Source organism: Haloarcula sp. R1-2, from assembly GCF_011627385.1.
Classification (GTDB): domain Archaea; phylum Halobacteriota; class Halobacteria; order Halobacteriales; family Haloarculaceae; genus Haloarcula; species Haloarcula marismortui.
Window position 1 is genome coordinate 1 of the sequence record NZ_JAANTG010000002.1, and the last position, 17,853, is coordinate 17,853.

Annotated in this window: 13 protein-coding genes, 1 rRNA gene and 1 pseudogene; 6 read left to right on the forward strand and 9 right to left on the reverse strand. The window is 63.6% G+C overall.

Annotated features, from left to right (window positions below; genetic code table 11):
- Together G9C82_RS08055 and G9C82_RS08060 are read right to left on the reverse strand one after the other, a co-directional pair.
- A 16S ribosomal RNA gene (locus G9C82_RS08055) occupies positions 1–1,455 on the reverse strand; the annotation flags it as partial.
- Between the two features lie 660 nt (positions 1,456–2,115).
- Positions 2,116–2,424 (reverse strand): non-histone chromosomal MC1 family protein, encoded by a 309-nt coding sequence (locus tag G9C82_RS08060; protein ID WP_004960658.1) that lies wholly within the window; start codon positions 2,422–2,424, stop codon positions 2,116–2,118.
- 248 nt (positions 2,425–2,672) lie between these two features.
- Here G9C82_RS08060 and G9C82_RS08065 point away from each other — a divergent pair, with 248 nt between their 5' ends.
- From G9C82_RS08065 to G9C82_RS08075, 3 genes and pseudogenes are all read left to right on the forward strand, one after another.
- Positions 2,673–2,870: a hypothetical protein gene (locus G9C82_RS08065; RefSeq protein WP_004516407.1), complete on the forward strand. Its 198-nt coding sequence runs from the start codon at positions 2,673–2,675 to the stop codon at positions 2,868–2,870.
- Positions 2,871–2,975: 105 nt separating this feature from the next.
- A complete protein-coding gene (locus G9C82_RS08070; RefSeq protein ID WP_127013840.1) occupies positions 2,976–4,028 on the forward strand; it encodes a quinone-dependent dihydroorotate dehydrogenase in 1,053 nt (350 codons plus the stop codon).
- Between the two features lie 39 nt (positions 4,029–4,067).
- Positions 4,068–4,510: pseudogene (locus G9C82_RS08075) on the forward strand (RDD family protein); the annotation flags it as partial.
- Positions 4,511–4,706: 196 nt separating this feature from the next.
- Here the strand turns inward: G9C82_RS08075 and pheT are convergent.
- From pheT to G9C82_RS08100, 5 genes are all read right to left on the reverse strand, one after another.
- Entirely contained in the window at positions 4,707–6,461 is a 1,755-nt protein-coding gene (gene pheT, locus G9C82_RS08080) for a phenylalanine--tRNA ligase subunit beta (protein ID WP_127013841.1), read from the reverse strand.
- Positions 6,461–7,972, reverse strand: coding sequence for a phenylalanine--tRNA ligase subunit alpha (locus G9C82_RS08085; protein ID WP_127013842.1), 1,512 nt, complete (start codon positions 7,970–7,972; stop codon positions 6,461–6,463). The genes pheT and G9C82_RS08085 overlap by 1 nt, the downstream gene beginning before the upstream one ends.
- 275 nt (positions 7,973–8,247) lie before the next feature.
- Complete coding sequence (locus G9C82_RS08090) at positions 8,248–9,897, reverse strand: tryptophan--tRNA ligase (protein WP_127013843.1); 1,650 nt, start codon at positions 9,895–9,897, stop codon at positions 8,248–8,250.
- A 130-nt stretch (positions 9,898–10,027) separates the two neighbouring features.
- Complete coding sequence (gene endA / locus G9C82_RS08095) at positions 10,028–11,035, reverse strand: tRNA-intron lyase (protein ID WP_004960627.1); 1,008 nt, start codon at positions 11,033–11,035, stop codon at positions 10,028–10,030.
- Positions 11,036–11,122: 87 nt separating this feature from the next.
- Positions 11,123–11,845, reverse strand: coding sequence for an endonuclease NucS domain-containing protein (locus tag G9C82_RS08100; RefSeq protein ID WP_127013844.1), 723 nt, complete (start codon positions 11,843–11,845; stop codon positions 11,123–11,125).
- A 118-nt stretch (positions 11,846–11,963) separates the two neighbouring features.
- Between G9C82_RS08100 and G9C82_RS08105 the strand changes: the two genes are divergently transcribed.
- Positions 11,964–12,620: an HAD family phosphatase gene (locus tag G9C82_RS08105; protein WP_127013845.1), complete on the forward strand. Its 657-nt coding sequence runs from the start codon at positions 11,964–11,966 to the stop codon at positions 12,618–12,620.
- A 183-nt stretch (positions 12,621–12,803) separates the two neighbouring features.
- Here the strand turns inward: G9C82_RS08105 and G9C82_RS08110 are convergent, their stop codons facing one another.
- Positions 12,804–13,043 carry a hypothetical protein gene (locus G9C82_RS08110; RefSeq protein ID WP_225307815.1) on the reverse strand — a complete coding sequence of 80 codons (240 nt, stop codon included), beginning with the start codon at positions 13,041–13,043 and terminating at the stop codon, positions 12,804–12,806.
- A gap of 205 nt (positions 13,044–13,248) precedes the next feature.
- On the reverse strand, positions 13,249–15,618 hold the full coding sequence (locus G9C82_RS08115; protein ID WP_127014426.1) for a DEAD/DEAH box helicase: 2,370 nt from the start codon (positions 15,616–15,618) through the stop codon (positions 13,249–13,251).
- Between the two features lie 188 nt (positions 15,619–15,806).
- Here G9C82_RS08115 and G9C82_RS08120 point away from each other — a divergent pair, with 188 nt between their 5' ends.
- Positions 15,807–16,640 carry a bifunctional 2-polyprenyl-6-hydroxyphenol methylase/3-demethylubiquinol 3-O-methyltransferase UbiG gene (locus G9C82_RS08120; RefSeq protein WP_127013846.1) on the forward strand — a complete coding sequence of 278 codons (834 nt, stop codon included), beginning with the start codon at positions 15,807–15,809 and terminating at the stop codon, positions 16,638–16,640.
- A 155-nt stretch (positions 16,641–16,795) separates the two neighbouring features.
- A complete protein-coding gene (gene lipA / locus G9C82_RS08125) occupies positions 16,796–17,725 on the forward strand; it encodes a lipoyl synthase (protein WP_127013847.1) in 930 nt (309 codons plus the stop codon).
- Positions 17,726–17,853 lie beyond the last annotated feature (128 nt).

Below are 17,853 nucleotides of genomic sequence, written 5' to 3' on the forward strand. Positions count from 1 at the left end.
CAGATTCCTCTACGGCTACCTTGTTACGACTTAAGCCCCCTTGCGGAGCCCAGATTCGACCGTCGCATGACGGCCTCATCCGGACCCCACTCGGGTGCTTTGACGGGCGGTGTGTGCAAGGAGCAGGGACGTATTCACCGCGCGCTTCTGACACGCGATTACTACCGAATCCAGCTTCATGCGGGCGGGTTTCAGCCCGCAATCCGAACTACGACTACGTTTGGAGATTAGCTTCGCCTCTCGGCGTTGCGTCCCACTGTCATAGCCATTGTAGCCCGCGTGTTGCCCGGTCCATTCGGGGCATACTGACCTACCGTTGCCCGTTCCTTCCTCCGCTTTAGCAGCGGCAGTCCTCCTAGTGTACCCAACTACCTCAAGGGTATTGCTGGCAACTAGAAGTGCGGGTCTCGCTCGTTGCCTGACTTAACAGGACGCCTCACGGTACGAGCTGACGGCGGCCATGCACCTCCTCTCAGTAGCGTCGAGTAAAGTCGTCAACCTGACTGTCATTACTACTGTCGGGACCGGTGAGATGTCCGGCGTTGAGTCCAATTAAACCGCAGGCTCCTCCGGTTGTGGTGCTCCCCCGCCAATTCCTTTAAGTTTCATCCTTGCAGACGTACTTCCCAGGCGGCTCGCTTCTCGGCTTCCCTAGGGCGCAGCGCAGGCTCGTAGCCTACGGCACACCTAGCGAGCATCGTTTACAGCTAGGACTACCCGGGTATCTAATCCGGTTCGAGACCCTAGCTTTCGTCCCTCACCGTCGGGTCCGTCTTCCTGAGGTGGTTTCCCCATTGGTGGTCCGTCCAGGATTACAGGATTTCACTCCTACCCCGGACGTACCCCTCAGGTCTTCCGGCCCCAAGCCGGACAGTTTCCGCTGGACGCCGACGCGTTGAGCGCGTCGATTTCCCAACGGACTTGTCCGGCCGGCTACGGACGCTTTAGGCCCAATAATATCGGCCATCACTCGGACTGCCGGTATTACCGCGGCGGCTGGCACCGGTCTTGCCCAGTCCTTGTTCCTGTACCACCTTACGGTACAGAAAAGCGAGGGCTATATGCCCTCGCACTCGGAGTCCCCCTATCGCACTGTCGTGCAGTGTAAAGGTTTCGCGCCTGCTGCGCCCCGTAGGGCCCGGTATCTTGTCTCAGATACCGTCTCCGGGTTCTTGCTCTCACAACCCGTACCGATTATCGGCATGGTGGGCCGTTACCCCACCATCTACCTAATCGGCCGCAGCCACATCCTACAGCGCCGGAACATTTCTAACTCTCTGCACTCCAGCATGAGAGTTATATCCGCTATTGGCCTCAGTTTCCCGAGGTTATTGCGGTCTGTAGGGTAGTTTGGCCACGTGTTACTGAGCTATATGCCACGGGTCTAAGCCCGTGCGACTAGCATGGCTAAATCGGACTCCGATAGCAATGGCCTCCGGCAGGATCAACCGGAATGTATCCCGGCACAATGCCGGGGGGTTAGGCGGGATCACACCCATATAATGGGTGTGGTCGCTATCGAAGGGTGTTCGAGGACACCCGTCGACCGAGTGTCACCGAACTATCAGGGCTAACATCAGATCCCATCTTGACGGCGGACCGCAGGGGTGGAATCCTCATTTCTTCGGACCTGATTGTTGTCTCGAAGCCATCATAAAGGCTTCGAGTTTCGTTGGCGAGTCGGTCCCGCCTGGTCCGTGTCGGCAGGGGTTCGATGTCCCCGACCGAACGTCGTTCGCGTTCATTCCGAGCACCCTGTTACACTTAAGGGCGTCGGATTGGTATCGCGTCGAACCACACGACGCGAGCGACCTTTGCGTTCATTCCGAACGCCCTGTTACACTTAAGGGCGTCGGAACGAGTGCGTTCGTTTGGGGGGCATCGCCCCTGACCGCGTTCGCATTTCATTCCGATGGGTGAGCCACACTTAACGCCGTCGAAGGAGGTCGCCTGCGAGACGTGATTACACGGGTGTGAGTATCCCACACGTGTACAGACGGAGAGTACGGGTCATGGAACAGCAGTGACTATGATAGACGGTTCTCGCTCGCGCGCACGTGAGCGCGCAGTTAGAATGACGACACAGACGGCCACCGAAAATGTCGGGAATGCGACCTAGATCTCGTCTAGGTGTTCGACGCCCTGCTTCGAGACGTTCCCTTTCGTGATATCGCCGGGCATCCAGTCGGGTTTGTCGTCAGGTGCCTCCTCGACCCATGCCCACGCCTCGTAGATGTGGACCTTGTGAGTCCCCTTCTCCCGTAGTCGTATCTCCTCAGGGTCAGCCTGCTCTTCACCGTCGGCCGGCTCAAGTCGACGTGCTGCCTTCAGTGCAGCCTGTCGAGGTGTTCCGCCCGAGAAGACGCTCGATTCGTCACCGTCTTCGCGCAGTGCGAAGTTGCGCTTGTCACTGTCGGGTGCCATGGATTTCACCGCTCCATGCCAATTCAGCACATGGCAGAACATAAATATACCCCCCAATCCGCCCTCCGTCAGGGGGTCCTTTTATATACTGAGGCCATCACGCGCTGTTGCGACCCCCGAGACCGGCCAGTTCAGGCCAGATATTCGGACTAAAATCGTCACGCGCGTCCACAAAACCGCCAGCCAGCGACCGGCGGCACGGTAGACTTAAGTGTATCCTGCGGTGAAGTGCGGAGTAGGATAGCGCGATGGTGCGAAAGAAGAAGCTTAGCCCGAGTGGCGCCAAAGATGAGGACGGCGAGTACCACAACGTACATATCAACATTCATGAAGACGAGCTAGCCGTCGCTGGGATGGAGATCGGCGATGAGGTGTTCGTTCGCGTCCGTGACAACAAGATTATTATCCAGAAAGCAGACCCGGAAGAGGTCGAACACGACTTTTGAGGCACCATCGACGGTGACACAGTGCCACTGGGCGGGGCTGTTTGGGCCGACGCTCGATCTCGGTCGGTCACCACCGTTCTTTGAACCAACCGGACCACCCACACAATGAGACCCTACGATATCGCGAAACCATTCCTGTTTTCGCTGCCAGCAGAAACCGCCAATAAGAGTGTCCACCGACTGCTAGAGACAGTCGACGGCACACGTGTCGCCGACGTGATGGCCGACCGCTACACCGTCGCTGACGAGCGACTCGCCGTGGAGGCGTTTGGCCACACTTTCGACAATCCAGTCGGCGTCGCCGCTGGATTCGACAAGAACGCGACCATCCCCGAAACCCTGGCATCGCTCGGCTTCGGCTTCGCCGAGGTCGGCGGTGTCACGGCCGAGCCACAGGCGGGAAACGCCCGCCCGCGGATGTTCCGGCTCAAAGCAGACGAGGCCATCATCAACCGGATGGGACTGAACAACGACGGGGCCATCGTCATCGGCGAGCGGTTGAAAAACGTCGACGCCCCGTTCCCGGTCGGCGTCAACATCGCCAAGACGGAACACGTCGGAACGGATGAGGCCCCAGACGACTACCGGACCACGTACGAACACGTCGCCGAGGGCGGGGACTTCTTCGTCGTCAACGTCTCCTGTCCCAACTCGGAGGGCTTCGAGGAGCTCCAGAACCGCGACGCGATGGAGGCGATCCTCGGCGAGCTCCAGGACGCGGGGGCGGCCCCGCTGCTCGTGAAGCTCTCGCCGGACCTCCCCGAGCCGGCAGTCGAGGACGCGCTTGACCTGGTGACCGAACTCGGCCTCGACAGCGTCGTCGCGACGAACACGACGACTGAACGGCCCGCAAGCCTACGCTCGCCGAACGCGGTCGAGACGGGCGGCCTCTCCGGGAAGCCGATCGAGAACCAGGCGACCGAGATGGTCCGGTTCGTCGCCGAGCGCGTCGACGTGCCCGTCGTCGGCGTCGGCGGCGTCTCGACGGCGGAGGGTGCATACCGGAAGATTCGGGCCGGGGCTTCACTCGTCCAGCTGTACACCGGCCTGGTGTACCGTGGCCCGTCCATCGCCTGCGAAATCAACGAGGGACTGCTGGACCTGCTCGCGGAGGACGGCTTCGACTCGGTCGAGGACGCCGTCGGCGCGGACCTGTAACCAGCGAATCTTGAAGTACGGTTGCAGCGAACCGCCGGCATGGGCGACAGTCCCCGCACCCTCCACATCGCCGCCTGGGACGACCGCTTTCTCGCCTGTCTCCTCGACGTCCTGCTCGTCGGTATCGTCCTCTCCGCATTGGGCGAGGCCGCTGGCGTGTTCTCACTCCTGACCCGGGGCTCTCAGTTACCACCCCAGCCATCGGCCTGAACGGCCTCGGCTTGTTCATCTACTGGACGGTCCTCAAAGGTCGACAGGGCCAGTCGGTCGGGAAGATGGTGATGAACATCGCCGTCACGAACGAACGCGGCGACGCCATCGACTGCGGGACGACAGCCATCGAGAGTTTCGGGAAAGCGTTCCTGCTCCCCTATACTCCTAGACATCCTCGTGGGCTGGCCTACGAGGAAGACGGAGTCCGGTTGTTCAACAAGCTCTCCTCAGCCATCGTTATCGAGACCGACGAGGAGGTGGCCGGGAAATCGACCGCTCGCTTCGCTCGTAGTCGAACTTACTCCAGCGCGTCGAGCTGGAACTCGAAGGCGGCGACCGGCAGTTCCAGATCGTGCTGCAACCACCTTTTTCTGCGTCGGGTAGCCTCGCTCACGCCGTTCGCTTCGGATACCGCTCCTTGAAAAACGTGGGCGAAAAAACAGCTCGCTCCGCTCGCAGTCGAACTTACTCCAGCGCGCCGAGCCGGAACTCGAAGGCGGCGACCGGCAGTTCCAGATCGTGCTCGACGAGCACCTTTGGATGGATTTCACCGATAACGCCGACCGGCTCGCCGTCGAGAACCACTTCGGCAACGCGGCCGCCGATGAACGATGGATGCGTGGTCGGCGGCGTTTCGAGGTCTTTGTCGAAGGCATCGGCGAGCGCCTGCAGTCGGGCTTTCGCGTCCTCGTAGGAGGCGTCGGTGCGCGCGAGCGCGGCCGCGACGGTCCGGTGTTCGGCGACGCCGGTGTTCTCGGAGTCGTCGAGGCCGGCAGCCAGCCCGATTTCGGCGAGGTCCTGCGGGTAGCTCCGGTGGGTGTTGTTCTCCAACACCATCATGATAGAGGGAAGCGCCCACGTCCGAAGGATGGTGTAGTCCTCGCTGTATGGCTCCTGAATGGTGACCGGGTCAGCCAGACCGACAGTGTCTGCGTCGTTTCCGTCTTCGGCCTCCGGCGTTGAGAGGTTCATCCGCTCGAAGTTCTCGACCTCGTTTGTCATGTGGAAGTTCAGCAGGTCCTCGAAGCCCAGGCCGACGAGCGCGTCGCGGGCGGCGTCCTCAAGCCGAGACCGTTCATGCCGACCGCCGACCGTCGACACGTCGGGGTACGTCGGTTCGAGGCTGTTGAATCCGAGCGCCCGGCCGATGTCGTCGATGATGTCCAGCGGGTGGATGACATCGACGCGGTACGGCGGGACCTCAACGTCGTATGCCACACCGTCGTCAGATTCAGTCTCGGTCGCATCGAGGCCGGCGCGCTCGGCGTAGTCGATGACCTCGCGGCTGTCCAGTGAGACGCCGAGGATGGACTCAATCCGGTCGTGCGTGACCGTCTTCGTCCGGACCGAGAAGTCCGGTCGTTCCAGCGTCTTGCCGGCGTACTCCCCAGGCGCGTCATCAGCGTAGGACACGTCGACCTTTTCGACCTGGCCGCCGCGGGCGGCGAGCGCGTAGCAGACGATATTACACATGTGGTCGATGGTCCACTGGTTGGTCCCGGTCATCTCGATGAACAGGTCCCGGGAGTCGACGCTGACCTCGGTCCGGCGGCCGTTGATGACCGGCGGGAACGAGAACAGGCCGATTGCGTCGTAGATTGCCGGGACGCGGTCGAAGTCGGCCACGAGGTCACCGTAGGTCTGGCCGGTTTCGTGAGACGCCATGACCTCGCTGGGGGTCATCTCTGCGTCGGCGTCCAGCGGAACGAACGTCGCCTCGTCCGGGTCGGCGCTGGTGTAGGTGATAGACTTCCCCGTCTCGTCCGTGACCGAGTCGCCTTTCAGCATGGTGAGGTCGTGGACCCCAATCGCGCCTTTCGCCCGCTTGCGGCCCATCGTCGCGTGGAGCTTCTCCTGCAGCTGGATAAGTGACTCCAGCGCGGCCTCGTCCATATCCAGACCGCGGACGATAGCACCGGTGACATACGGGCGCTCGTCGGGCTGGTCCTCGACCTCGATGCTCCAGTCGGCGCTGTTCGTGTTGGGGATATCCACCCCGCGGTCGTCGCCGTAGTGGTACCGCAGCGACCGCGCGACCCCCTCGACGGAGAGGCGGTCCAGTCGGTCCGGCGCGAACTCCAGCTGGAACTCGTCGTCCTCGGTCCAGCCCTCGAATTCCAGCCCGAGATTGAACAGGTCCGATTTGAGTTCGTCGTCGTCTTTCTCGTCGTGCCCGGTCAGATACCGCAGTTCGTCAGGGTCGACGTCGACGACCGGCATCAGCGAATCACCTCCGTCTCCCGCAGCAGTTCAAGGTCACACAGCGTCCCGTGCACGTCGCGGATGTCCTCGAAGCCGTACATGAGCATGAGTAGTCGTTCGAGCGAGAGGCCCCACGCCATCACGTCGCAGTCGACGCCCAGCGGCGTGAGTACCTCGTCGCGGAAGATACCGGAGTTGCCAACCTCAACGACCTCGCCGGTCTCGGGGTGGGTGCCGAACAGTTCGAAGCTCGGCTCCGTGTAGGGGTTGTAGTGGGGCTTGAACTCCAGGTCGGTGATGCCGAACTGCTCGTAGAACTCCGTAAACGTCCCCATCAGGTCCCGCACGGAGAGGTCCTCGGCCATCACCCAGCCCTCGATCTGGAAGAACTCGAGCAGGTGGGTCGGGTCGAGCGTGTCGTTGCGGTACACCTTCTCGACGCTGAAGTAGCGTTCGGGCGGGTCAAGTTCGCCGACCTGATGGCCCGAGAGGTACCGCATCGAGAGCGAGGTGGTGTGGCCGCGCAGGTCCATCCCGCGGGCGATGTCCTCGGTCCACGGCGAGTGGTACCCCTCGCCGTCGGGGCCGACACCCTCCTTGTGGGCCGAGTGGACCCGTTCGACGAGGTCCGGTGGGAGGTGACCGATCTCCTCTGGCTCCTCTAGGGCGAACTGGTCCCAGTGGGTCCGGGCCGGGTGGTCCTGTGGCATGAACAGGCAGTCGTTGATCCAGAACTGGGCGTCGGCGTGGGGGCCTTCCATCTCGGAAAACCCCATGCCGACGAGCGTGTCCTTCACGCGGTTGGCCGTCTGGCGGAGGATGTGCTCCTTGCCGTGGCTCACGTCCTCGGCGTCGGCCTCGACGTTGTACTCGGTAAAGGCAACATCCTCCCACTCGCCGCTGGTGAGCATCTCGGGGGTGAGCTGGTCGACGGTCTCGGCGGCTTCGACGCCCTCCATCAGCGCGGTGACACCGTCGTCGGTGAGCTGGACCGAGCGGACGGTTTCCTCACGCACGTCGAGGAGCCCACGCCGTTCCAACTGCTCGAGCGCGTCCGCATCGGCGTCCTCGACACGCCCGTCTGCGACGGCCTCCAGTGCCAGCATCTCGGGGTCGGACCCGGGGTCGGCGTCTTGGTTGGCCGTGATTTCGCCGCTGTCGATCTCACCGTAAGCCTTGCGGGCGTAGTTCGAGAGCGCGATGTCGACCGCGCCGCCTTCGAGGCCAGACGCGCCGATGACCTGTCCCATCTGGACCGGACCATCAGCTGCGCCGGCGTCGATAGCTGCCTCGTAAAGGTCCTGTTCGGGCAGACTCTCGCGGACGTACTGGTCGCCTTCCTCGGTGAGTTCGTAGTGTTCCAGCGTCTCCTCGGAGACGGCAAGCAGTCCGTCGGCTTCGAGTTCGAACGCCGCTCTGGTGGCCGCTTCCGGCTTGAGGTCAGCCTCCGCAGCCACGTCGTCGATACGCCTGTCTTCCTGTGCGTCGGCGGCCTGCAGGACGGCCACCTGTGCCTGTGGTCGTTTCATACGGGTGTCTCGGTCTTGTGGGGATAACCGCGGGTCGCTCAGTTAACGGTTCTCACTTCCTGCTCGCGGTTTCGTCCGACCACGCCTCTCGACGCCGTCAGAGTCCACACGCGGTCAGGCAGCAAAAAAGAAGCCGAACCCCGAACGAGCGGACAGCTGGCAAGCGACGCCGGCGCAGTGGGATTCGGATACCATGTCTGAGCGGTTGTGACTGGCGGATATAAACGTTATGCGTGTGCTCGTCTCGACACGAAACATGTGTGGCGGCCCGGTTCTCAGTCCGCGCTCGTCGGCGCGCGGTCGGAGTCGAGGTCGATGTCGAGTTCGTCGAGTTTGTCTTCCCACTCCGCGCGTTTCTCCTGATGCTCTTCGAGGAACTGCTCCATCAGCTCGGCGGCCTGTTCTTTGCAGCCGCCACAGAGGCGTTCGCCGCCGACGCACTCGTCGTAGACCTCTTTGGCGAACTCGTCGTCGTCGCCCGAGAGCAGATACGCGTACAGTTCATACACCGGGCACTCGTCGGCTTTGCCGCCTTTCTCCCGCTGTTCCTCGGCCGTGGAGCGACCGCCGGTAGTCGCCGATTTTACCTTGTCGTAGCCGTCCTCCGGGTCGTCCAGCAGCGAGATGTGGGAGGCTGGAATCGACGAGGACATCTTGCCGCCGGTGAGGCCAGTCATGAACCGGTGGTAGATCGAGGACGGCGGCTGGAAGCCGTAGCCGCCGTTGTCGAGTTCGACCTGGCGAGCCAGCTCCTCGGCCTCGGCGTGGTCCAGGTCGAACGTGTCGATGTGCTCGTCGTACACCCGTTTCTCCCCGTCGACGGCTTCGATGAGGGCCTCGAAGGCCGCGTCGGTGGCGTTGCGGTCGAGGAACCGAATCCGCGGTCGGAGCGGTTCCTTTCCGGCCTCATCGAGTTTCGCGACGATGGACTCGCGGGCGTCGGCGGGCGCTGGCTGATGGTCGCGCAGCCAGTCAGCAGCCTCGCCACACCGTGGTCGGTCGGCGTCCTCGGCGTACTCCTCGCGGGCGTCGTAGGCCTGGCGGAGCAGTGTCCGCTCAACCCCGTCGGCTTCGAAACTGGCGAACGCCTCCGTCACGCCGAAGTACCGCATCCGCGCGGCGAGGTCTCGGGCCAGCCGCATGTGCGGGTCCTGGTCCGGGCCGACGGGGATGACCGTCGGCTTGGGCTCGTCCAGTTGCGGATAGAGGATATCGGCCATCTGCGTGACGACCGACTGCATGTGGGAGATGTCGGTCTCGCCATCGAAGTCGTAGATGGCCTGCAACTCCGAGAAGTTTGCCTCTGCGCCGAGTTCGAACGCCAAGTCCTGTACCTCGCGGTTGTCGGACTGACGGTACAGCGTCCCCTCGTCGGGGTCGAATCCCAGCGCGAGCAGGGACAGCAGGTAGTTCGTCGCGTGCTCGTCGATTTCGTCCCACGACAGCCCGCGGGCGCTGTGGGCTTCGAGGTCCGCGATGAGTGCGTACGCGTCCCCGCCCTGCTGTTGATGCCAGATGATCTCGTCGAAGACGAGCTTGTGGCCGATGTGGGGGTCGCCGGTCGGCATGAACCCCGACAGCGCGGCGAAGGGGTCGTCGTTGCGCATTGCGTCGGCGACCGGTCGGTAGTCCCGGTGGCCGAAGATGACGCCGCGCCGCATCAGGTAGTGGGGGTTGGGAACTTCGGGAAGCACCTCGTCGAACTCCTCGATGCCGAACTGCTCGAACAGCTTGCGGTAGTCGGCAATAGTCGAAGAGCCCCACGGGTCGAGCGTCGCCTCGTCGGCCCCTTCAGCCTCAGTACCGCCGTCCGGTAGCACTGGTTCGCCGCCAGAGCGGGCGTCAGGCTCCCGCCACGTTCCGCCCGACTGGCGGCAGTCCTCGTCGGGCGATGCGTCGTCGTGGTGGGAGTCGTCCGTTGTCATGGATGTGGTCGGCTCGCGGTGAGCCACGTTACAGGTGCTTTGGTTCCGGTCGGCGCAAAAAGGGTTCGTTTCGGTGCGCTGTCCGAGCCAGTAAACGAGCGGGAGTCTAGCGCTGCAATGTTCGGCCGATTCAGGGCGTTAGCCGCTCGACGGCCACCCATTCAATCTCGTCGCCGCCGTCTGTCGTGAGCGCAAACACCATCGTCTTCCGGACGCCGTGGGCCAGCCGCACGTCCAGCGCGAGGTCCCGCGGTTCGAAGCGGTGGTCAGCCGGCAGTACTCGCACCAGTAGCTCTGAGTGCCCAAGGTTCTCGGCACTTTCGACGTCGGCGTAGGTCCGGAAGTCCGCGCCGAATTTGAAGCCGGTCTTTGGCGCAACGCCGCTCGCTCGCAGCGCCGTATAGACGGCCAGCCGGCGGTCGAAGCGGTCGCCCTCGACCTCGCGGCCTCGCTCAACGACAGCGTCAGCTCCGCCCTCGACTGTAAGCATCCCTTCCTGTGTGAGGTACGCAGCCTCTACGAGCGAGAGCTGAACCGCGCCGTCGTCACCCAGTTGCTGCCCGTAGAACGCCTGTTCGTACAGTTCCGCCGGCGGTTCCCAGCACACCACCCGCTCTCCGAGCAGTTCACCCGCCGTCGCTGGGACGGCGGCGTCGCTGGTCCCGGAGACCTCGCGTCGGTCGGTATCGAGGTACGTCACTTCGCTCTCCTCGTCGACGACCGCCAGCACGCAGCCGCCCAGATCAGTGGCCACAGCCGTATCGCGTTCGCCAATTATCCTGACGCGGTAGGCGACCTCGTTGTCCCACGGCCCCTTCCCGCGCGGATAGACGACGAAATCCGCGCCCGCAGCGTCGTCGACCCATCCCTCGCGGGCCGGCGTGAGATAGAAGCCGCGGTCCCGCAGGTCTTTGTAGACAGCGAAATCGACCTCAGAGACGGCCGCCGACCCGAGGAACCCCCGGAAATCCATGCCGTCGATGCTCTCGATATCCCCGCGGTAGAGGAGGTGTGCGGCCTCCACCGGAGCCAGGTCGATGTCGCCGTTACGGACCTTGCCGTATCCGCGCGAGTCGTAGAAGCGCTCGCGCGCCTCGTAGCCGGCCCGCACGACATCGCCCTCAAGCGTCAGTTCCATGCCCTGACGTGGCTCCCGCGGCGACAAAGCCCCTACGGGTCCGAGCCGTCAGCGAAACCGGATGGGGCGGGTGTGGAGACCCAGCTCTCACCCCTGTTTTTCGCAAGAACTGTCCAAACAGCGCGTGCCGCCAGCGGTTTCGAACAGCGGCAGGCCACAGTTACAGTTACCGACGACGACGCCGGACGGCATCGAGAAGCCAGTGTCACAGTCGGGGTAGTGCTCACAGCCGGCGAGCAGGCCGCCGCGGCGGAGGACCAACAGGTCACCGTCGCAGTTGGGACAGTCCCACTCGCGGTCAAAGGCCGCAGTGACAGCGTCGTCCAGTGAGTCACAGCCGCGGTCGAGACACAGTTCGAACGCCCGCCCGCGTTCCACCCGAAGCGTGGGGAGTCCGCAGTCTCCGCAACGGCCGCCGGTGACCGCGGCATCGCTCGGAATCCCGTAGGCGGCGTCACAGCCGGTACAGGTGACTTCGCTTCGAGCGCGGACCAGCGTCCCGGCGCAGTCTGGGCAGTCACGTACCGGGACGCCGGCGTTCGAGGCCGGATAGCGGGCACTGCCGTGTTCGTCGTGAGTGACAACCCGGAGGAGTTCGTCACCGTCACGGGCGGTCACCGTTCCGCTGTCGATGGTGACGCTTTCGGCGCGCGTGAGCCACGCAACGGGCTGATACCCCTCAGCGTCGTGAACGAGAACAGTGTTGTCCGGTTTAACGACGACGAGGACATCGCCGCGCTGCTCTCGCTCGCGCGGTCCCTCGAAGACAGTCGTACACTCGCCAGCTATCACACGGGTTCCGTCGTGCATAGACGGACCTGCCTATATACCAGTATTTAAACCCTCAGTCGGTGGACGGAGCTTCGTAGCGCGGTCGTCGCTGCCGGAGTCGCAACAGCCAAAGCCATCGCCAAGCGACAGGGAGGCAATGAGTGTCCCGCCTGCTGCGGTCTGTTTCGATATGGACGGCGTGCTCGTCCAGTCCGAGGATCACTGGGTCCGTGCCCAGCGCGAGGATATCCTTCCGGCGGCCGCGCCGAACGACGACATCCCGCTGTCCGCGATTACCGGTCGAAATTACCGAGAGGTGTATCCGGACCTGAACGCCGAGTACGACCTCGAAATCAGTCGTGAGGTGTTCGAGGGACTGTTCGAGGAGCACGGCGAGCGGATTTACGGTGACGAGGCGACCTTTCTTGATGGGGCACACGACCTGCTCGACGACCTGCGGGACGCCGGCGTGGCGCTGGCGCTGACGACCTCTGCACCGTGGGCCTGGATCGACGTGGCCGACGAGCGCTTCGACCTTCTCTCGAAGTTCGACGTCGCTATCAGCGCCGGCGACATCGACGGCCCCGGCAAACCGGAGCCGGACATCTACGAACGTGGTGCGGCGGAGCTGGGCGTCGCACCGGAGGACTGCTGGGCCGTCGAAGACTCTACCGCGGGCGCACGGGCCGCCGTCGCCGCCGGGATGACGACTGTCGGGTTCCGCGGCGATGGCGACGAGACGGACCTCTCGATGGTGCACGAGACCGCGGACGACGCTGCATCGCTGCGACAGGTACTGTTAGGCGGTGTGTAACAACCCGGTATAGGGTCTGTGCGACGGTGGAGAGAGGACAGACTCAGAAATGGTGGGTAATGGCTCTCGGATGCAGAACTGAACCAAAGACCGGGCTGGTGTTAGGACGGTGTGCAGCGATTCAAGAACCACAAAACTGTGTACCGGAACTGCCACGTGGAGGGGGAGGAAGACCCGGCCAGGTCAGGCGGGGTCACCGTATCCGCGGCCCGCGAGGAGGCCGAAGACGTTGAGGGCAACGACACCCACGAAGATGAGGAAGCTCTGACTGTCCAGTCCGCCCAGCAGCAGCGGCGGGTATGCCAGCGGCGTGACGATAGCCAGCCAGAACGCGATGAATTGCAGGGGACGAGTGAGTGATCGGAGGGCGACGCTACTGGGGGCGGCTTCCATCGGGGAACGGAAGGGCGATGCACTGGACATTGTGGGCTTCCTCAGTTCTTCGTAAGAACCCATACCCCCATATAAACGCCAGACCCTTGGGGAGAATTCGTGCTCTTTTCGGAATATTAACCGGATTTCAGCACCTTTCAGCGATGTTTCACAGAAGCATATAACGCTTCGAAAAGTGTTTATAAATTTTATCGAGCGTTCTGAGAGCGTTTCAGCCCAACAGCCGAAACGGCGGTTATCGGACAAGCACTGACCGGGTTTCGGTAATTGTCGGGAGCGGCAGCGCGGGGAACGCGACCTCCACGGTGAAGGTAAGTTCGTCGGCATCCGCGCCGAAGACAGCAACCGGAAGCGTGGCCTGGCCGAGATACGACGGTTTGGCGGTCATCTCACGCCCGTTAACCGTGACCCGAAGGCCCGCGCGGGCGCTGCCGCCGGTGTTTTCGACCGTTACCTCCCGCATATCGTTGTCGCCGGGCGCGATTGTCTCGGGAAAATCGCCCCAGTCGATGGAAACGACGGGGAGGTCCCGCGCGTTGGCAAGCACTTGCTCGGCAACACCATCTGAGAGCCCAGCACGGACGAGGCCGTCTTCGCCGGCTTCGACCACGTCGGCGGGCGACGTGAGCCCAGCGGCGGCGAGTTTGCCCGCGCGGCCGCTGGCAACACCATCGATGGCCGTCAGCCCAACAGCGTCGGCGCTGATGCCGTGTTCGACGCGGGCCTCGACCCGACACGCGAGGTTTGCGTAGCGGGCCGGGCCGAGCGTGTCGACGAACTCCCGCATCGCCGCGAGCAGGCGCAGGGCGTTTTGGCGGATGACCCACGCGTCGCTTTTGAGTTCTGTCGGCGTCGTCCCGGTCATACCCGAGCGGAGGATGGCCAGCACCTTTCGCTGGCCGGCGTCGAGGCTGTCGTCGACACTGTCCCCGAGAACTGCGTGGACAGCGTCCTCTTCGTCGGAACGGGCGCTGACGCTGTCGAACTCGGTTGCGCCGGCCACCGCGGTCAGCAGGTCGTCAGCATCCACGGAGACAGCGGAGTCCGGGTCGGCGGCGTCTTGACAGCGTTCGGCGACGTCCGCGAACCGGCGTGCGGTCGAGAGCCGGAGGTAGAACTTCGAGGCGAGCTGGCCGAGCCGTGTTGGCTCAACGTTGAGGCCCTCTTGCTCGACAAAGCCCTCGTCGACGAGCGCCGAGAGGGTGTCGCTGACCCGGTTTCGGAGGTCGCTGCCGGCGTCGTACTCGTCAGGGGCCGACTGCGAGCGGGCGTAGTAAAATGTCGTGGCGAGCCAGTCCATCACGTCGTCCACGTCGTCGATGGTGCCCAGCGCGATTTCGGCGTTCAGGTGGGCGTCGAGTTCAGCCGCCAATCGGGACTCGATTTCCTTGCCATCCCGGAGGAGGCGGCGGTACTTGTCAGCGTCCGAGCGGTCACAGACGACCCAGGCGTAGCCCATGTCGTCATAGCCCGGCCGGCCCGCGCGACCAAGCATCTGGAGCACGTCGAGCGGGCTCATATCGACCTCGCCTTCGAGCGGGTCGTGGAGCTTGGTGTCGCGGATGACGACACAGCGGGCGGGGAGGTTCACGCCCCATGCCAGCGTCGAGGTCGAGAAGAGAAGCTGAATCTTGCCCTCTTTGAACCACTGCTCAACTCTGTTCTTGTCCTCGCGCGCGAGGCCGGCGTGGTGAAAGCCTACGCCGTCCAGCACGGACTGGCGAAGCGTATCGTTCGAGAGGTCGGCGGCGTCGTTGTGAAAGTCGTAGTCCCCGCGTGCGCCCATGGGGATGTCGCGTTCGGTAATCTCATCGCGAGCCTTCTTGGCGGCCTGCACCGTGTCCTGGCGCGAGGAGACGAACACGAGCGCTTGCCCCTCCTCGCGGATGTGTGGCTCGGCGAGGTCAAGTGCCCGGTAGAGCCGACGGTACTTGTCGGCAAAGGCGTTCTCGCCGTGGGAGTAGGTCTTCACGTCGGCGTTGAGTGGGACCGGTCGGTACTTCTCGCCGAAAGCAAAGGTCGTCTCGTCCGGCGCGTCGAGCCAGTCGGCCACGTCGTCGATGTTCGGCATCGTCGCCGACAACGCCACGACGCGCGGGTCACAGAGCCGGCGGAGCCGCGAGACGGTGACTTCGAGCACCGCCCCCCGGCGGTCCGAATCCAGCAGGTGGACCTCGTCAATGACACAGCAGTCCACGTCAGTGATGAACGAATAGCGGCTGGTCTCGTGTTTCCGGGTGGCCGAGTCGGCCTTCTCCGGCGTCATCACGAGGATATCGGCCCGCTCGGCGCGGCGGGGGTTCAGGTCCCGTTCACCGGTGACGACGTAGACGGAGTAGCCCATCTCCTCGAACCGCTCCCATTCGCTTTCCTTCTCGTTGGTGAGCGCGCGCAGCGGTGCGAGAAAGAGCGCGGTCCCGTCCTCGGCGAGCGTCTTGCAGATGGCCAGTTCCGCCAGCGCGGTCTTCCCGCTGGCCGTCGGCGCGCTGACGACGACGTTGTCGTCGCGGTTCAGCAGGGCCGGCAGGGCCGCCGACTGCATCCGGTTGAACTCCTCGAACGGGAAGGCATCGGCAAACTCGGGGAGCACCTCCGCGACCGCCACAGTCGGCTCGCTGTCGGTTCTGGATGACACGTCACAGTCGCGGTTCCGCGACGGCAAAGGCGTTTCTATGGGGGAGCGAACGTGTGTGAAAAGCGGATGCATTCTCTGGCTTCGCTGTGCAGTTCATCGGTGTGAGTGTCCAGCACACCTGGCAAAAAATTAACTCAGCTGGCTGATAGTGCGCAGGTGTGCCTATCAGTGACCCCGAGGACTATTACGACGAGAACGACGAGAGCGAGTGGGACCGCCTGACAGCCACGCTACACGGGCAGTTGGAGTGGTCGGGGACCGTTGCACAGCTCGAAGCGAACCTCCCCGACACGGGACACGTTCTCGACGTGGGCGGCGGTGCTGGCCGGTACGCCGTCTGGCTGGCCGAACAGGGATACGATGTCACGCTTGTCGACCCCAGCAAGGGCCAGCGAGCTATCGCACAGGAGAAAATCGCCGAGCACGGGTACGAAGAGCGGGTGGCCGTCGAGGCGGGCGACGTGCGCGACCTCGGGTTTGACCGGGACGTATTCGACGCGACGCTGTGTCTGGGTGGGCCGCTTTCGCATATACTCGACGCTGACGAACGGACGGCCGCTGTGCGGGAGCTTCACCGGGTGACGAAAGCCGGGAGTCCGGTGTTCGCCTCCGTCATGGGGCGGCTCAACTGGCTGGTGCTCTCGCTGGTCGGCAGGTCGGACCACCTCGTCCACGCGGACGAACTCGCCGAAACGGGCGACTACGACCGTTCGTTCGTGGCGCAGCTCGGTCACGACGCGGCGTTCACCGAGACCCATTTTTTCCGCGCCGATGAGTTCGAGGCGCTGTTAGAGGTGGGCGGAGTGACCGTCGAGACGCTGGTCGGACTGGAGGGGCTGGCGTCAGTACTCGCCGCTCCATCGCTCCGAGAGACCGCTGCCGGCCTGTCGGCACACGAGCAGGCCGGTGTTCAGGCGCTCGTAGACGAACTCCGGACGGACCGAACTGTCGTGGATATGTCCGCACATATGCTTGCTGTCTGCCGTGCCTGAGGTGGGCACGCGGGCAGTAGCGTTGATATCCCTGAGTACGCAGGTGGCGGTCGGTTCGGCTGAGCCGCCTGACCGCCCGACCGGCGTTCAACAAGGGGTGTGACAGAGGACATGACCCCCGCACGTTTTTGACCGACCCAACCTAACTGCCGGTAATGAGTCGTTCGCGCAAGCCTGACTGGCTGAAGATGCGGCCACCGTCGGGCGAGCGGTTCACCGATATCAAGCAGACGCTCCGGGACCGCAACCTCAACACGGTCTGTGAAGAGGCCAACTGCCCCAACCTCGGGGAGTGCTGGAGCGGGCGCGACGGACCGGGAACGGCGACGTTCATGCTGATGGGTGACCGCTGTTCGCGGGGCTGTAACTTCTGTGACGTGGAGACGGGCGGGATGGACCCGCTGGACCCCGACGAGCCACAGCAGGTGGCCGACGCCGTCGCGGAGATCGGGCTGGACTACGTGGTACTGACCAGCGTCGACCGCGACGACCTGCCCGACCAGGGCGCGGGCCACTTCGCCGAGACGATCCGGGCCATCAAAGAGCGTGACCCGTCGATTCTGGTCGAGTGTCTCATCCCCGATTTTCAGGGTGAGCCGGACCTTGTACGGGAAATCATCGACGCCGACCCGGACGTCATCGCGCACAACATCGAGACGGTCGACCGGCTCCAGTGGCCGGTCCGGGACCGCCGGGCGGGCTACGAGCAGTCCCTCTCGGTGCTTCGGCAGGTCAACCGCGAAAGCGACTGCTACAGCAAGACCAGCCTGATGCTGGGCGTCGGCGAGTACGCTCACGAAGTGTACCAGACGCTGTCGGACCTCCGGCAGGCCGGCGTCGACGTGGTCACGTTCGGCCAGTACCTCCAGCCCTCCCGGTCACATCTGGAGGTCTCAGAGTACGTTCATCCGGACGCCTTCGACACCTGGCAGCAGGTCGCTGAAGCGGAGTTCGACTTCCTGTACTGTGCCTCGGGACCGATGGTCCGGTCGTCCTATCGTGCCGGCGAACTGTTTGTCGAGAGCGTCCTGCGCGAGGGGCGAAGTGCCGACGAGGCGCGGGCGGAAGTGCGTGCGAACGACTGATACATCGGAGTTATCGCTGATAAATTGGGTAGAATTAAAAAAGCCTTAGAGTCGCTAAAACACTCATATTAGCAGTAATACCTACATCGGAGATATTTTTCAGCGCCGCGAAAGCTCTAAACGTAGTG

What these genes read in the sequence shown, in the direction of transcription:
- G9C82_RS08060 (WP_004960658.1), bottom strand. Translation starts at nt 2,424, where the DNA reads ATGGCACCCGACAGTGACAAGCGCAACTTCGCACTGCGCGAAGACGGT.
- G9C82_RS08065 (WP_004516407.1), top strand. Translation starts at nt 2,673, where the DNA reads ATGGTGCGAAAGAAGAAGCTTAGCCCGAGTGGCGCCAAAGATGAGGAC.
- G9C82_RS08070 (WP_127013840.1), top strand. Translation starts at nt 2,976, where the DNA reads ATGAGACCCTACGATATCGCGAAACCATTCCTGTTTTCGCTGCCAGCA.
- pheT (WP_127013841.1), bottom strand. Translation starts at nt 6,461, where the DNA reads ATGCCGGTCGTCGACGTCGACCCTGACGAACTGCGGTATCTGACCGGG.
- G9C82_RS08085 (WP_127013842.1), bottom strand. Translation starts at nt 7,972, where the DNA reads ATGAAACGACCACAGGCACAGGTGGCCGTCCTGCAGGCCGCCGACGCA.
- G9C82_RS08090 (WP_127013843.1), bottom strand. Translation starts at nt 9,897, where the DNA reads ATGACAACGGACGACTCCCACCACGACGACGCATCGCCCGACGAGGAC.
- endA (WP_004960627.1), bottom strand. Translation starts at nt 11,035, where the DNA reads ATGGAACTGACGCTTGAGGGCGATGTCGTGCGGGCCGGCTACGAGGCG.
- G9C82_RS08100 (WP_127013844.1), bottom strand. Translation starts at nt 11,845, where the DNA reads ATGCACGACGGAACCCGTGTGATAGCTGGCGAGTGTACGACTGTCTTC.
- G9C82_RS08105 (WP_127013845.1), top strand. Translation starts at nt 11,964, where the DNA reads ATGAGTGTCCCGCCTGCTGCGGTCTGTTTCGATATGGACGGCGTGCTC.
- G9C82_RS08110 (WP_225307815.1), bottom strand. Translation starts at nt 13,043, where the DNA reads ATGTCCAGTGCATCGCCCTTCCGTTCCCCGATGGAAGCCGCCCCCAGT.
- lipA (WP_127013847.1), top strand. Translation starts at nt 16,796, where the DNA reads ATGAGTCGTTCGCGCAAGCCTGACTGGCTGAAGATGCGGCCACCGTCG.